Origin of the sequence: Paenibacillus sp. O199 (genome assembly GCF_001636635.1) — a bacterium.
Lineage (GTDB): Bacteria > Bacillota > Bacilli > Paenibacillales > Paenibacillaceae > Paenibacillus > Paenibacillus marchantiae.
This window is the reverse complement of the sequence record NZ_LGRP01000026.1, coordinates 57,011-73,220: the sequence shown is the minus strand read 5'-3', so window position 1 is coordinate 73,220 and position 16,210 is coordinate 57,011. Positions and strand designations below refer to the sequence as shown.

General features: G+C 51.2%; 13 protein-coding genes. 5 read left to right on the top strand and 8 right to left on the bottom strand.

Going from position 1 to position 16,210, the window contains the following annotated elements:
• Positions 1-206 precede the first annotated feature (206 nt).
• From A6049_RS25590 to A6049_RS25575, 4 genes are read right to left on the bottom strand one after another with little or no spacing between them, the layout of a single operon-like run.
• On the bottom strand, positions 207-878 hold the full coding sequence (locus A6049_RS25590) for a class I SAM-dependent methyltransferase (RefSeq protein ID WP_063567353.1): 672 nt from the start codon (positions 876-878) through the stop codon (positions 207-209).
• Positions 875-2,308 (bottom strand): glycosyltransferase family 4 protein, encoded by a 1,434-nt coding sequence (locus tag A6049_RS25585; RefSeq protein WP_063567352.1) that lies wholly within the window; start codon positions 2,306-2,308, stop codon positions 875-877. Before A6049_RS25585 ends, A6049_RS25590 begins: the two co-directional genes overlap by 4 nt.
• A 1-nt stretch (position 2,309) precedes the next feature.
• Positions 2,310-3,224: a glycosyltransferase gene (locus A6049_RS25580; RefSeq protein WP_240321544.1), complete on the bottom strand. Its 915-nt coding sequence runs from the start codon at positions 3,222-3,224 to the stop codon at positions 2,310-2,312.
• Complete coding sequence (locus tag A6049_RS25575) at positions 3,221-4,519, bottom strand: hypothetical protein (RefSeq protein WP_063567351.1); 1,299 nt, start codon at positions 4,517-4,519, stop codon at positions 3,221-3,223. Before A6049_RS25575 ends, A6049_RS25580 begins: the two co-directional genes overlap by 4 nt.
• 429 nt (positions 4,520-4,948) lie before the next feature.
• On the opposite strand from A6049_RS25575, the gene A6049_RS25570 reads away from it, so the two are divergent.
• The 4 genes from A6049_RS25570 to cydC are packed head-to-tail and all read left to right on the top strand — an operon-like array spanning position 4,949 to position 11,191.
• Positions 4,949-6,364 (top strand): cytochrome ubiquinol oxidase subunit I, encoded by a 1,416-nt coding sequence (locus A6049_RS25570; protein WP_063567350.1) that lies wholly within the window; start codon positions 4,949-4,951, stop codon positions 6,362-6,364.
• Complete coding sequence (gene cydB / locus A6049_RS25565; protein ID WP_063567358.1) at positions 6,348-7,364, top strand: cytochrome d ubiquinol oxidase subunit II; 1,017 nt, start codon at positions 6,348-6,350, stop codon at positions 7,362-7,364. Before A6049_RS25570 ends, cydB begins: the two co-directional genes overlap by 17 nt.
• A gap of 1 nt (position 7,365) precedes the next feature.
• Positions 7,366-9,240, top strand: coding sequence for a thiol reductant ABC exporter subunit CydD (gene cydD / locus A6049_RS25560; RefSeq protein ID WP_063567349.1), 1,875 nt, complete (start codon positions 7,366-7,368; stop codon positions 9,238-9,240).
• Position 9,241: 1 nt separating this feature from the next.
• Complete coding sequence (cydC, locus tag A6049_RS25555; RefSeq protein WP_063567348.1) at positions 9,242-11,191, top strand: thiol reductant ABC exporter subunit CydC; 1,950 nt, start codon at positions 9,242-9,244, stop codon at positions 11,189-11,191.
• A 206-nt stretch (positions 11,192-11,397) separates the two neighbouring features.
• Here cydC and A6049_RS25550 read toward each other — a convergent pair whose 3' ends face one another.
• From A6049_RS25550 to A6049_RS25540, 3 genes are all read right to left on the bottom strand, one after another.
• Complete coding sequence (locus A6049_RS25550; RefSeq protein ID WP_063567347.1) at positions 11,398-12,357, bottom strand: MraY family glycosyltransferase; 960 nt, start codon at positions 12,355-12,357, stop codon at positions 11,398-11,400.
• Between the two features lie 123 nt (positions 12,358-12,480).
• Positions 12,481-13,296 (bottom strand): hypothetical protein, encoded by an 816-nt coding sequence (locus tag A6049_RS25545; RefSeq protein ID WP_063567346.1) that lies wholly within the window; start codon positions 13,294-13,296, stop codon positions 12,481-12,483.
• 63 nt (positions 13,297-13,359) lie between these two features.
• On the bottom strand, positions 13,360-13,677 hold the full coding sequence (locus tag A6049_RS25540; protein WP_063567345.1) for an ArsR/SmtB family transcription factor: 318 nt from the start codon (positions 13,675-13,677) through the stop codon (positions 13,360-13,362).
• A gap of 161 nt (positions 13,678-13,838) precedes the next feature.
• On the opposite strand from A6049_RS25540, the gene A6049_RS25535 reads away from it, so the two are divergent.
• Positions 13,839-14,213, top strand: a complete 375-nt coding sequence (locus tag A6049_RS25535; protein WP_063567344.1) for a hypothetical protein — start codon at positions 13,839-13,841, stop codon at positions 14,211-14,213.
• Between the two features lie 375 nt (positions 14,214-14,588).
• Here the strand turns inward: A6049_RS25535 and gntK are convergent, their stop codons facing one another.
• The gene (gene gntK / locus A6049_RS25530; protein ID WP_063567343.1) at positions 14,589-16,139 is read right to left on the bottom strand and encodes a gluconokinase; all 1,551 of its coding nucleotides are present in this window, start codon (positions 16,137-16,139) and stop codon (positions 14,589-14,591) included.
• Positions 16,140-16,210 lie beyond the last annotated feature (71 nt).

Below are 16,210 nucleotides of genomic sequence, written 5' to 3'. Positions count from 1 at the left end.
CCGGCAGCCCGACGACGACAATCCCGCCGGGCCTGCACACCCTGCTGCGCCTGACATCACCCGGCGCAGCATCCACCGAAGCGTACGCTAACCAGTGCAGCATGCTGCTGGTTCATCTCTAACGCTTAGGCAATCCAAGGGTTTTAAGGATGTAGAGTTAATCTTAATCTATGCCCCTGATCCGTGATCCCGTTTATCCATCCCAATTACTCTTTACGAATAACAGCACGAAAACAACGGATTGCCGGGCCGTACATGTCAGACCAGATGGCATCCTCTGGTTCTTTCACGCTCAGCTTGCCTTCGATCGTCAGTCCGGTAACAGCCATAATCGTCTCCAGCAGGTCCGGACGCATCTCGGGCACATCAAACGTGGCTATCAACCGTCCGTCTGGCTTCAGCACCCTGGCGAATTCGCGAAAGGCCCGCAGCATCGTGCCTGTATCCAGATGCTCCAACACAGAGATGCAGAATACGCTGTCAAACATCTCCGATTCATACGGAAGCTGAGCCAGATTGGCCTGCGCAAGATTTAGTCGGTCCAGGCTCGATTCCGGCAGATCGCGTGCGGCCTGCTCACCAAAATCAGAAGCGATATCCAGCCGGATCGCTTCTCTGGACAAAATGCGCTCATCCCAATCACAGGCATGAACTTCCCGGCAGTGCTCTGCTAGCCAAAATTTGAATGGATGGGATATACCACAGGCAGCGTCGAGTACGACGTCTTCCTGCCGCGCAAACTGGCGTGCCCATTCGTACTCGTACGGACGGCTCCACCACGCAGGATGCAGTGGGAAAACCAATGTATCCGTTTTGGGGTCACCCTCCCGAATGTATCTTGATTCCGTGAAATCCGTTGCATTTGGCGTATCCATCATCCCTGAATTCCCTCCTTTAATCCTGCTTCTGCCAAAAAAGATTCCAATACCGTACTCCACCTGCGCCGCCAGTGGGATATGTCGTAGGACAGCGCCGTCTCGCGGGCATAGATACCCAGCCGCTCCCGCTCAGCCCGATCCTGAACGAGGCGTACCAGCGCAGCGGTCAGCGCTTCTTCACCTGGAGGTACCAGCAGTCCGTTGAAGCCATCCTGAATCAGATCATTCAGACCGCCAACATTGGAAGCAACAACCGGAAGCCCACAGCTCATCGCCTCCAGACAAGCGTAGGATGTTCCTTCCGAGAAGACGGTCGGAATCACGGCGATATCTGCCTGATGGTAGGCCTCGCGAATATCCCGAAAATCATACGTGCGCTGTATAATTCGATCCGCATGAGGGTGCGTGCGATGCCAATACCGGAAGGATCGGCCCACCGTGCTGCCTTCAACCAGCTCTCCGGCAAATTCGACCTCTAGATCAGGAAAGGCACCGAGCAGTCGGTCAGCTGCCAGCATCATCGGAATAATGCCCCGTTCCATGCTGATGCGGCGTGGATATAAAATGCGTAGTGGACGGGAAGGGCTCACATGGATTGCAGTCGTTGTTTCATCCTCCTGCTCCTTCAAATGATTACCCGTTAGCACATTTGGCTGGTGACCAGCCATGCCCTGTCTGATATTTGGCGAGTCCAGTTCTTCAGCGATTACTGTCACCTCGGATCTGTCCGCCCGCACCATGCCGTTTCCATCGCTTCTTTCCTCCACGGATGACGGAGCATTCAACCCCGAGATGGCAGCTTCACTATGATCTTCATGACTTGCAAGATCCTTCTTCCACGCTGCCAACCATTCTTCTTCCTGTTCATGCTCGAATGTACGCCTTGGCGGAGCAGGCGTGAAGTAGGAGGTATCCACTGCATTGGGAATGAGCACAACCTGACCGGCATCGGCAAACGTACAAGCAGCACGGCAAAAGGTCTGAAAATGTGAATCGACCGACACGATGCGTACAAGTCCATCCAGTGCCAGCTGAATATGCTCAGCGACTTGCTGCTTGGTTTCGAGCGGCAGCGCGGGACGATCCCAGTTAATACCGTGGCAGATGCCGAGACTGCCCGGCTTGTAGGCAATGGGCTGCCACAGGCAGCTTGCATAGATCACAGGTCCTCGTGCTGCGGCAGCCATTCGGGCAAAAGCTTCGGGCACATCATTCATATCGTAGGCATATCCGTATACATCAATCTGTTCCGTACGGGTCTGAAAAGCTTCAAAATAGGACAGTTGATGAACCTCGGGGATGTGTCCCAATCCGCGGATTACACTGCATAAATCCAGGACGTAACGCTCCAGACCGCCCCCGAACACCCGGCTGAATTCCCGGTTATATCCATCGGTGAAGCTGTGTGTCAATATGCTGACCACGCCCATTTCACTGCTCCTCCTTCCACGGAATCAGTCGGGGCTCCGGATCAAGAATCGATTCATAGTGCTCCAGGCTGCCCCACTCGCCGTGTGGATCAATTCGTTTATAACGCAAATATTTCCGAACCCGATCCTCCAGACTTCCGGCCCAGCCCAGATGCTGGACTTTCAATTCTGTGCTGATTCCAGGCAATACAGTGCAGGGCAAGGGAAGACGAGGCACATGATGATTTTGCTGCGGATAAAAGTAAGGATAACCTGGCATATAACGGACCAGGGAAGCGGTATGACGTCGGTGAAGCCCCCAAAGGTCATCTTCCCGATAGTGGGTTCGTCCGCCCCACATATCGTAGAAGCGGAAAGCGATCCAGTCCGCGTGGTCCTGGTTAATCAGAGCGCGTATCGCTTTCTTCGCTTCCGTGCTGTATAGCTCATCGGCATCAACCGAGAGCAGCCAATCCGGGGAGGTACCTGCCGCTGCTTGCCATAGAGCGTTGCGTAATCGCCATTCCTCCGCAAATAATGGCTTTTCCAGCACTTCCAGACGAACGACCTTTGGATAGGCTCTGCATATATCGGGTGTTCCATCAGTGCTGGCATCGTCCACAATGACGATCTCATCTACGAATTCACTCAGATCGTCCAGCACTTCCTCCAGATATCGCCCGCGCTCGTTACGTACCTGAAGCATGGCGGTCAGTTTATTGCCCTGACTTTTACGAACCCGACGAACGGAAAACGGCTCTCTGAATAGGTCTGTATCCTGGCGTTTTACAGCATGCTGCTGATCGCCTTGCCCCTCTGGGTCAGCATGCAGCGATTCCAGCGTTTCCGTTGGAGTATGAGTTGTTTCCGATCGTATATCCTTATGCACCATCGGTCCATTCACATGTTGTCTGCGCTTCTTCGGGTCCAGCATCATGGCACCTCCCCCAGCAATTGCTGGACGGCTTGATCCAACAGCTCCATTTCGACGATTCGCGCAAGAGCATCTTCATCCTCCAGTGCCGTCTCCAGAAATTGTCTCACCGCCCCGTGACGTTCTCCGCGCAGAGCCAGAGCTAGACCCGATAATTGCCGATAATCCTGTCGGCTGGGGCTATCCTGAATATCCACTGCATGCACCAAATCTAATGCATCTTCCACACGTCCAGTCTCCTGATAGATACGAAATTTCCAATGCCGCGCCGTTTCGCCTCCGAGTTCATCCAAAATGTGCAATGCATTTCCATAGTCATCATTCAGACGCAGCAGTTCTGCCCGGACAAGCTGTTCCTCCCCGGCCTCAAGCCAGCGACAGAGTTGTTCATAATGGTGCCGTTCCTGCTCGTTGCCTGCGCTGATTCCATACACCTGCAACGCATTCTCGATTTCCCCGGCCCTTGCATGAATTGCGGAGAGGAATCGATAGTGGGAGCTTACACAATCATTGCGCCCGTTTAATACCGCGTGAGAGAAGGCTTCCTTGAGTGAAGTGGCCGCTCTGGAATCCTCTAGCACATATTCATAGGCTGCCAGCAAAAAGGAAATCGTCTCATGCGCTCCTGCTTTGGAACGAAGCTGACGATAGAAGTCGGCCCGCACACTGCATTGCAACTGGGTGACCGTATCCTGAACACCCGAGAGCGTCTGTCGCAGCGCATGCAGGAATAGCAGTTCATAGTCCCGGAGAGGGACCTCGAGGTCATCCTTTTGCATGACACCAGCAGGAGAGGTATCCTCTCCATTCAGCCAGATGGCGCGTACCCCCTGGAATACCAGCTTCATATAGCGTGTTTCTGAAGTCGTGCCCACCAGATCGGCGATACCGACCAGTCTTGAAATGCAGCTCTCCCATAAGGGGGACTCCGCTTCTTCACCAACTGGCTCGGGAAGAAGTACAATACAGAGCTCCGGATGGAGCGAGGCTGTGGCGGTCAGCCAGTAGGGATGCGCAACCACAGCAACCGTACGGGGCTCCTGCAGCAATTGTTCTGCTTCGGGAAGCGTGATGACGGTGATATTCGCAGGCATTTCCTCGGAGCGCTCCAGGCTACTGACATAGTAGACAAGCCCTTCCGCAACCATCAGAGCAGCGATGTCTGGATAGGGAAAAGCAGACCATCCTCCCTTCCGGGGGAAAAGGACATAACGAAAGGCAGGCAGGGCCGTACTTGACTCTTCTACATCTACCCCTTGATAAGGCTCCGGGTCCGGGATCGGAGACAGCTCTTCCATCGATGAATCACCTCACTTGATTTGCATTTTTGTCCGTTCATGGATTGAAGCAGTACCATCTGATAAACATCGGATTGGCGCTGCTTTGAATGATATCAATGAATCCAATAATTCAATATGTAATGCCTTTTTTGCCCAGCGTATTTTATGCCTGACACTAACATATGGGCGTTCCGTCCTAAACATGAGCATCTTCCGTGAATAGACGAAGCTGGCAAGCTCTAACATTAGGCTTGTTTTTTTCTATTGTGTGACCATCGTCACTTTTTTTTGCTGTCATGGCAGGGTTTGTGATAATTGTCACATGTATAAAATAGTCTATCTGGCACAATACGTTCATCAATACGTGTTTGGCTGACAGAAACTGAAGAAGGGGCTTCAATGCCAAATACGAAAACTGCGATATGAACAGAAAGAAGGGGTAACGGTATGGATCCGATCATGTTATCGCGTATCCAATATGCGCTCACAACGATTTTCCATTTCTTTTTTGTACCGCTGTCCATTGGTCTTGTACTGCTGGTAGCGATTATGGAGACGTTGTACGTAGTAAAGGGTAAGGAAGTTTACAAAACGATGGCCAAATTTTGGGGCAAACTGTTCCTGATTAACTTTGCCGTCGGTGTGGTCACAGGTATCTTTCAGGAATTCCAGTTCGGCATGAACTGGTCCGAGTATTCCCGGTTTGTCGGGGATGTGTTCGGTGCGCCACTGGCAATTGAAGCCTTGCTGGCGTTTTTTATGGAGTCTACCTTTATTGGGCTTTGGATTTTCGGATGGGAACGCTTGTCCAAGAAGGTGCATCTGGCCTGCATTTGGCTGGTATTCATCGGCACATTCCTGTCTGCGCTCTGGATTCTGGCAGCCAATTCATTCATGCAGCATCCGGTTGGCTTCGAGATTAATAATGGCCGCGCCGAGATGAATGATTTCTTTGCACTGATCACCAATGGTCAGCTACTAGTGGAGTTCCCACATACGATCTTTGGCGCATTAATGACAGGTGCTTTTGTGGTAACCGGGATTAGTGCCTATAAGTTGATGAAGAAGCAGGATGTGGAGATCTTCCGGAAATCGTTCAACATTGCCATCATAATTGGTCTGGTTTCCTCGCTGGGGGTTGCCTTCTCGGGTCACTTCCAGGCGCAATATCTGGTGGAGACGCAGCCGATGAAAATGGCAGCCAGTGAAGGAACATGGACGACGACGGAAGATCCGGCACCATGGACGGTGGTAGCCTTTGTTGATCCGGACAAACAGGAAAATTCCGGCGAGATCAAAATCCCTGGATTGCTCAGTTATCTGTCCTATAGCAAGTTCTCTGGAAGTGTCAAAGGCATGAAGGAGCTGCAAGCGGAGTATGAGCAAACGTATGGACCAGGGGACTATATTCCACCGGTACGGACGACGTTCTGGAGCTTCCGCATCATGATTGCTGCGGGCGGCTTGATGATTCTGCTTGCTTTATACGGTACCTATCTGGCGATGCGTCGGAAGTTGGAGGGGGCAGGCAAATGGTTTATGCGCTTGATGGTGTTTGCCATCTCTCTGCCGTTTATCGCCAATACATCGGGATGGATTATGACTGAGGTAGGAAGGCAGCCGTGGACAGTATTCGGTTATATGACGACGGAAGCTGGGGTGTCACCCAACGTGTCTGTAGGTCAGATTTTGTTCTCCACCATCGCGTTTACAGTCACTTATGCAATTCTGGGAGCGGTGATGGTCTATCTGTTCGTTCGTGAAATCAAGGCAGGGCCATATGCAGTCGAAAAGCCGGAGGAGCATGATGAATCGGCCGATCCGTTCGGCGTGGATGGGGGTTATTCTGTTGTCACTAAGTGAGTTGTGGTTTTTGCTGATTGCCGTCTTGTTTGTTGGTTTTTTCTTTCTGGAAGGTTTTGATTTTGGTGTAGGCATGTCCACTGCAATGATTGGCAAAACGGATCGTGAACGTCGTACCCTGATCAACTCGATCGGTCCGTTCTGGGATGGCAATGAAGTCTGGCTGATTACGGCAGGGGGTGCAATGTTTGCAGCCTTCCCGCATTGGTATGCCACGCTGTTTAGCGGTTTTTATCTGCCGCTAGTTGTGGTGCTGCTGGCCTTGATCGGCCGCGGAGTTGCCTTTGAATTCCGCAGCAAGATGAGACATGAACGCTGGCGCAAAACATGGGACATCATTATCGTAGTCTCCAGTGCGCTACTGCCATTCCTGTTCGGGGTTGTTTTCGCTACCTTGATGAAAGGTCTGCCTATTGATGCGCAGATGCAGCTTCGTCCCGGCTTCCTGGACATCGTCAATCCGTATACGGTGGTAGGTGGGTTGAGCGTGACGTTGTTGTGTCTGGTGCATGGTTTGCTGTTTGCTTCATTGCGGACCGTCGGAGATCTTAGAGAACGTGCCCTGAATATGGCCAAAAAACTGATGTTGCCGCTGGCCGCGATCCTCGCGATCTACGCTGTGATGACATACTTCATGACCGATGTGTTTGCCGTACGCGGTTGGGCTCTCTGGATTATGGTTGTCCTTGGCGCTGCTTCATTGGGGCTGGCCGCTTACTTCGTGCGTCAGAAACGTGAAGCCTGGGCTTTCGGCATGACTGGAGCCGTGATTGCAATCGCGTTTGCCTCCGTATTTATCGGTCTGTTCCCAAGGGTCATGGTGAGTTCAATGGGTTCGGCGTTTGACCTGACGGTCTACAATGCTTCATCCGGTGCATATTCGCTAAAAGTGATGACGATTGTGGCTTGTACGCTGCTTCCGTTTGTACTCGGTTATCAGATCTGGAGTTATTATATTTTCCGCAAACGTCTGAACGACCAGCATCACCTGGAGTACTGATATGGGACGGGGGCTGTTGAAGCTGCCGGGCATTCGACCGGTACTGGCGCTGGCTTCAGCGCTGGTACTGTTGCAGGCAATGACGATTATCATGCAGGCGAAATGGCTGGCACAGGCGATTACGGCATTGTTTCAAGGTTCACCTGTAACGGAGCAGTACCCAGTGCTGCTGTTGTTCCTGGCCGCTTTTGCCGCCCGCTATGCCCTATCGTTCTGGTTGCAGCTCATCGCTTCGCGGTACGCGGAGAAGACAGGGAACGATCTGCGTAGACAGATGGTGGAGCAGTGGTTCCGGCTGGGGCCGCGTTTTGCCAAAACGGAAGGAACAGGGCACCTGGTAACCTTGGCACGCGAAGGAACAGCCCAGTATAAGACGTATCTTGAACTGTTTATTCCCCGAATGCTGGGGATGGGGTTCACGCCAATCGTTATTCTGTTCTATGTCTTCAAGCTGGATATGATGTCCGGGGTTATTTTGACGCTGACGCTGCCGATCCTGATTGTGTTTATGATTTTGGTGGGGTTGGCTGCACAACGCAAGATCGATGGACAGTTCAAGTCGTACAAAGCGCTGGCCAACCATTTCGTAGATACGCTCCGTGGACTGGAAACACTCAAAACACTGGGACAAAGCGTTAAGCATGGAGAAACAATCGTTCGGGTCAGTCAGCGATATCGCAAGGCTACGATGTCTACGCTGCGTATGGCTTTTCTGTCCTCCTTCGCACTCGATTTCTTCACCATGCTGTCGGTGGCTTCGGTGGCGGTTGGATTGGGGCTGCGCCTGACGGAAGGACATATGCTGCTTGGACCAGCGCTGACCGTACTCATTCTCGCACCGGAATACTTCCTGCCTGTACGAATGGTAGGCGCAGATTACCACGCTACACTGGACGGCAAAGAGGCCGGGGAAGCGATCAGCCAGATGATTGAACGAGGGAAAATGGCCGAACGTAAGCAAAAGGAAGTATACACAAGTGCTGTTCTGCATGGGGTGTCAGAAAAGAACGGAGAATCCTCCTCGCCTGAGCCTTCTTCTGGCCCAAGTGATGTGAATCCATCCACCATACGGGTGGTGTTACGTGAGGTAAATGCCCAAAGTGACGTGGCTGCTTTCTCATTGAAACCCTCTTGGGAGGCGACGAGCAGACTGGCGCTCACTAACGTACAGGTACGGCATCAGGAAGACGGGCCATGTTCGCTGAATGATGTGACGTTTCAGGTTTCTGGTCTTGGCAAAGTAGGGATTATCGGAGCGAGCGGAGCAGGGAAATCGACCCTGATTGATGTACTGGCGGGTTTCCAGCAGCATACTTCAGGTCAGATCTTATATAACGGCCAGTCCTTATCTCCAGAGATGATGGAAGATTGGAGAAAACAAACGGCGGCGATTCCGCAGCATCCAACTATTTTCAGTGGCAGCTTAGCGGATAATGTTCGGTTCTATATGCCTGAAGCTTCGGACGCGGAGGTGGCTGACGCCATTCACGCAGCAGGTCTGCATAAGCTTACCTCCTCCTTGCCGAATGGGTTGCAGGAGCCGATCGGGGCTGGGGGAAGGCAGCTCAGTGGGGGACAGGAGCAACGGGTAGCTTTGGCGAGAGCTCTGCTTAGTGCGCGCCCGATCCTACTGCTGGATGAGCCGACTGCGCATCTGGATGTGGAGACCGAGTATGAACTGAAACAGACGATGTTAACGCTGTTTGAGGGTAAGATGGTGTTTTTGGCAACACATCGACTGCATTGGATGCCCCATATGGATCGCATTATCGTGATGGAGGGCGGCACGGTTGCAGAGACGGGAACACATGAGGAATTGTTGGCCCGACAAGGCGTATATTACCAGATGATTCAGGCCCAGATGGAGGCGGTGTAAGATGAAAGCCGGATATGAGCAGACAGAAACAGCCCGGAGCGGGAGCAAAAAGAATAGCTGGATCACTCCGTACGTGGCACAGTACCGCTGGAGACTCGTGGCAGTCATTGCGCTGGGGATATGCGCTACATTATGTGCTGTGCTGCTGCTCTTCACCTCCGGGTTTCTGATCTCCAAGTCGGCGCTCCGTCCTGAAAATATTTTGATGGTATATGTACCTATCGTGGGTGTTCGTGCATTTGGGATTTTCCGTGCCGTATTCCGGTATGTCGAACGTCTGGCGGGTCATGATGCGGTTTTGCGTATACTCGCGGATCAGCGCGTGAAGCTGTATCGGATTTTGGAGCCGCAGGCACTGTTCCTGCGCTCTCGTATGCAGACGGGAGACGTACTTGCTGCTCTTGCAGAGGATGTAGAACGACTGCAGGATATTTACCTGCGTACAGTATTTCCGGCGGGTACGGCGCTCATGATGTACGGTGGAGCTGTTGTGGCCTTTGGCAGCGTTGATCTGGGTTTTGCAATGTGGATGGGGTTGTATATGCTGTTTCTGGTTGCCGTGCTGCCAGCCATTTCCCTCCGAGTGACTTGGAAGTTGCGAGTGCGGCTGAAGCGGGAAAACGCCAAGTTGTACACTCGTCTGACAGATGGTGTGCTTGGCCTCGGTGATTGGATAGCGAGTGGACGAGCTGAAGAATTTGTGCGTCAGCAGGAAGAGGCTGAAGGACAGGCAGATATGATTCGACTCCGCTTGCGGCAATGGACGCGCTGGCGTGATCTGGTTGCGCAGTGCGTGATTGGACTGATGGTGGTATCCATGACCTTATGGGCGGGAAGTGCGGCTTCTGCCGGACAGCTGCCTGCGGTTATGATTGCTGCATTTGTGCTGGTGTTGTTTCCACTCACGGAAGCACTGCTGCCCGTAGGAGATGCGGTGGAGCATATCCCGCAGTATCGTGAATCGCTGGAACGATTGCAGCACTTGGAAGGTGAAGAGCATCTGCCAGAACAGTCTGGAACTGAAGAAGCGAAAGCAGCAGCCGGAGCCAAAGATGATATGACGACAGGTATATCAGGCAGCAATCCTGTAGAAGGACAACAGCTGGGTTCTCTGGAGCGTAAGGAAAAAGCGTCGGACCGACGTATCCGCCTACGTATTCCTCCCAGATTGCGAGCCGATATTCAGATCGATCAGGTGAGTTATCGTTATACGTCAGGTGCTCCATTGGCTGTGCAGGAGGTGTCTCTTCATCTTCCGCAGGGCAAACACTTGGCTATACTCGGTCGCAGCGGCGGTGGGAAATCAACCCTTCTGAAGCTCATTCAGGGAGCGTTGCTCCCATCTGCCGGGAACATATTCATCAATGATCTTCCAGTACAAACGATGGGCGAAAATATAACGGATGTCATTGCGGTGCTGAACCAAAGTCCACATCTATTTGATACAACAGTAGCTAACAATCTGCGGATCGGCCGTCCGCATGCAACAGACGAGGAAATCCAGCGAGTGGCTGCGCGAGTAGGTTTATCCGATCTCATTGAATCTTTACCGCAGGGTTATCATACCCCGATGCTGGAGACAGGACTTCGTTTCTCTGGTGGAGAAAGACAGCGGATTGCACTGGCTCGGGTACTTCTTCGCGAAACGCCTGTCGTTATTTTCGATGAACCGACTGTAGGACTTGATCCTGTAACGGAGCGAGCGCTCATGCGGACGATTCTGGACAGCATGCAGGGCAAGACGATGATCTGGGTCACCCATCACCTGATGGGAGTGGAACGGATGGATGAACTTATTTTTATGGAAAATGGACAGATCACCATGCAGGGTTCTCACGAACAATTGCTAGCCCGGGAAGAGCGTTATCGCCGTCTCGTTGAACTTGATCGACCGGGTTGGGCAGATGGGCAGCAACCTGCGGTCACGCTACCACCTTTAGCCTCAAGATAAGAGCGAATATAAGGTGCAGGTGCAGATGCAGGCAGGGCAGGGATCGGATAGAGTATGGCGCGTTGACAGAAGTTTGTGCACGAATCGGTAGTTACTCTATTAAAAGGATAATTCACTTCGTCAGTGAAATAGCAAAGAGACGAGCCACAGGATCAGTGGGCTCGTCTCTTTTTTTACACCTTTTGTTGAAACGTTTGTTACTAATATTACATCTCTACCAGCATCAAAATAATGGAAGAGAGGCATAGACAGGTACTGATGAGATACAGGACGCCAACCACCTGTTTGTGATTCAGGCCAGCGCGCAGCAAGCGATAATGGGCTTGACTTGCATCTGCCTGATAGATGGCTTTGCCTTGAATGAAACGTTTGATGACCACAAAAATGTTGTCGAAGATCGGCACACCGAGTGCCAAAATCGGAATGAAGATAGACAGCATGGTCGCTTGTTTGAAAGCACCATCCAGGGCGATTACCGCCAGGATGAAGCCGAGAAACGTAGCTCCTGCATCGCCCATGAACACCTTGGCGGGGGCTTTGTTATATTTCAGATAACCCAGGGTGACCCCGACCAGCGTAATGGCCATAAGGGCAGAATCGGTTTGGCCTTTGGTCATTGCCACGATAAACAGTGTAATGGCTGAGATGGCGGACAAACCGCCTGCCAGTCCGTCCATGCCGTCCGTGAAGTTAATGACTGTTGTCACACCGAAGATCCACAGGATCGTCAGAATAAATTGCAGCCAGATCGGAAGCATAATGTATTCGGAATTGAAGGGATTCACGAACCCGGTGAACGCAATGCCGGAAGCAAATACGAGCACTGCGGCAGAGATCTGTACGAGCATCTTGGGCAGGGCAGGGAAGTCTTTGCCTTTGGTTTTGTACCAGTCATCAACTGTACCAATCGTTAACAGAAGCATTCCGCCGGCGACCAGGGCCGCCGTTTCCCATGAAATTTCTTTCGTAAGAACAATGTATGTCAGGAAGAATCCAGTAAATATCGCGTAACTCGCCGTCAGTGGAATGGGCTGCCTGTGCAGCTTACGCTCCACATCTTCTCGGGGCTTGTCCACAAAATCGAGCCGATGTGCCAGTCGACCAAGCGGCGGAATAAGCAGAACCACGACAGCAAAAGACAGCATAAAAGCCAGTATGTATACCATAAATTCGCTTGATTCACTCCTATCTACCAATTTCCCCCTATTATACGAGCTAAACAGGAAATCTGTCGATGTCATTATTGTAACCTAAGCTTAATTCAAACTTGTACGAGAGCCAAATTTAGCTTAGAGTTTCTGGGGCAGATAGGAACCAAAGATGGAAATCGCCGCATCTGCACTATAACCGTCATCGCCCTGCCAGGTTGCGGCAAAGTGGAAGTCGCTGTACCCGCCTCTGCTTTTTCGTGGCGTATCCTGCGGAACAAGCAGACCGGAGGCACCCCAGATTTCGAGGATGGCGTCGCGTTCCTGTTTGCTCGAAGGAAACAAGCCTTTCCAGCGTTTCTCCAACCCGCGTGCACTCTCATGAGGCTCGCAGGTTTGCGCTGCTTCAAGCATGCTCACAAGTATAGCGATGTCTGCGTCAGTCACTTCATAGATGGCTTCCTTGCTAGCCGGCAGTAGATCCAGATCCATCAGGCAGTATAACAGGTTGTTGTGGCGAACCCCGCCCCATTTCACCCGTTCAAAGTTCAGTACATTCAGATCGACGTCCGTGTACGTCTTGTCCGATTGCAGGCGCAGGAAGTTGCAATCCCCGCAGGAGCTGGTGTTGGCATGCAGTGCACGGCGTTCCTCGTAGGTATGCAAAGGCAGTTGCGATGTTAAAGCCCAGCTGGAAAGGGCGCTGCGCAGATAAACTTTTTTGGTAGATAAACTGTGTAAAAATGCTGATACTACCCGCCGCTTGATGGAGTTGTCCTGATGAATCTCATGCAAACGTGCGACGATCTCATCATGGGTAATGGTCAGTGGATCGAACATAACACCTCTGCTTTTGGCATATTCAAAGTCATCCCCCGAGAAGGGAGCAGATATTGTTTTCCAGCCGCCGCTTCCCCAGAAGGTGCCCAGCAGAATTTTTGCCGCTTTTTTATCCAAGAAATCAACCTCCTGTATACAATCCATAAGATGATGTATCGCAAGATTCAAGCTTCGTTTTCCTTAATGTACATATTCCTCGGTTGTATTCAGAATCAGTTCAACAAGACCGGGAAAACGGGAGTTCAAATCGTCCTTTCGTAGAGAATAAAAGTGCTGTTTGCCTTCAATGCGAGGCCGGATAAGGCCTGCTTCACGCAAGATTTTGATGTGATGAGACAACGTTGATTTGGAAATATGGTCTACTTCGAAGGCGGAACAGTTTTTCTCGCCAGAGCTGGCCAGACAGTGTGCAATTTTCATCCGTACCGGATCACCGAGTGCGTTGCAGACCGTGGTCAGATTCAATTCCGAAGCCATAGGTATCGTTGGAGTTTTCATATCTATGACGGTAGCATATTCGACAATCTCTTTCAATGTTTGATTTTTTTCGAACTGAGGGTTGTTCTATGGACATAAAGTGTGGTACATTTCTTCTAGATTAGTTTGAAATTTTTCGAACTGAAATCCAAATCAGCTTATCAACCTCAGGAGGAATACCCATGACTACCTTGTTAAACAACTATTTCCGTTTATTTGACGCTTCCCGTACAGACGAACGCGCGATGCAAGATTTGTTGTCCCTGTTTACACCGGATGCCGAGATTGTGTTGAACGGCACCAGCAGAACGGGATTTGATGGTTTTATGAAGGCTTTCTATGAATACAATAGCGATGTGAAACACATGTGGGACGAATGGAAGCTTCAGCCGGACGGTAGCTATCAAACGAACTGGGCGGTATGCGGACAAGCTGCGGACGGAACGGTATATGCCAAAACAGGCATCGATATCGCTCGTGTGAATGAGGCGGGACAGATTGTGTATTTGGAAAATGTGCAGGCAGATAAGGATGCATTCAGCAAATATAATGGATGATTGCAATAATTAGGATATAGATGCATATCCAGATTAAAATAGAAAGGGAGCAACCGATCGATTACTTTTCGATTAATTGTTCTCTTTTTTTGTCGTACTCCGGATCAGATAGGCGTTAACTTATTTCCTACAGATAGTTCAAAGTTAGGTGTTTTATTTGGATGCATAAATGTTCTTTTGTGGTTCTTCTTATTGAGATACTTCGTTATCTATCTTGCATATCATGTCACCATTGCTGATGGTGTGGTGGGCAATGCAACTATGGTACTTGGGGAATTTGTACAAAAAAAGTACATGAAGAAGGGCCACCCCATATGTCATAGACATAGTGGGATGCCCCTCTTTAACGTGCAGCGATTCGTTGGCGTAGCTAACTCACTTCTGCATCGTTTTATTCTGAAAAGCAGCGATATCGGCATACTCTTCTTCAAACTTGCGGGAGATGCGGATGAAGATCGGCAGCAGTTCGCGATAGACGCGAACGCTATCCGGGTCTGGCTGATGCCGATGCGTCGATCCAATCATGCCGGAGACGGCGCTGAGGGAATCGATGCGGCCAAGAGCATATAGCCCCAGTACGGCTGCCCCCAGGCAGGAGCTCTCGATACTTTCAGGAATGATGACATCTTGGTCGAAAATATCAGCCATCATCTGGCGCCACAGCTCAGAGCGGGCGAATCCGCCCGTGGCCTGAATCTTTTTGGGACGTCCGATCTTCTCTTCAATTGCCAGCATGACGGTGTACAGGTTAAACAAGACACCTTCGAGAGCAGCGCGAATCATATGCTCCTTCTTATGATGCAGCGTCAGGCCGAAGAACGAACCGCGTGCATTCGGATTCCAGAGTGGGGCCCGCTCACCCGTCATGTACGGATGGAACAGCAGGCCTTCCGAGCCTGGAGGTACATTTTCGGCGACACGGGTCAATACTTCATACGGATCAATGCCGAGTCGTTTCGCTGTCTCTACCTCAGATGCCGCAAACTCATCCCGAATCCAACGGAATATCACCCCGCCATTGTTGACCGGACCGCCAATCACCCATGCATCCTCAGTGAGCGCATAACAGAAGAAACGTCCTTTTGGATCAGTGACTGGCTTGTCCACGACGGTACGAATCGCTCCGCTGGTACCGATAGTAACGGCCACGACACCTGGATCAATGGCGTTAACGCCCAGATTGGAGAGCACGCCGTCACTTGCCCCGATGACAAATGGTGTCGAATCCGCAATACCCATTTCCTTGGCATACTCAGGATTCAAGCCTTTCTTAAGTACATGTGTCGTCGGCACGAGGCGGGACAGGTGATCCGGAGTGATGCCTGCGACATGGAGAGCTTCCTCGTCCCAGTCGAGCTTTTCGAGATTCATCATCCCCGTGGCAGAGGCCATGGAATGGTCAATCACATACTCGGAGAACAATTTATAAAATACGTATTCTTTCATTGAAATAAATTTGTGCGTCTGTTTGAACAGCTCAGGTTGATCTCTGGTTAGCCACATAATTTTGGTCAGAGGTGACATCGGATGAATCGGCGTACCGGTTCTCAAATAGATTTCGTGACCGTTCATTTCGGTTTTGAGTGCTTCCGTCCACTCGGCACTGCGATTGTCTGCCCAAGTCATCGCCCGCATCAGTGGTCTGCCGTGTTCATCAACAGGCAGAATGCTGTGCATGGCTGAACTGAACGATACAAACAGGATTTCATCCGGTTTGATGCCGGCCTTGGAGGTCGCTTGTTTAACCGATTCTACTACGGCTTTGAAAATATCTTCTGCATCCTGCTCTGCAATCGCAGGAGTAGGGGTATACAGCGGGTAATCGGCACCGCCTTGAGCCACAATGGTTCCGTTCTCTTCAAACAGGACGGCCTTGGTGGAGGTGGTGCCGATATCTACGCCGATCATATAGGGTGAAGAAGCCATTTTGTCATCCCTCTTTCTTGAATATATAAGTGAAATGAATGCTGTCTATTCATCCAACTTATATGGCATCT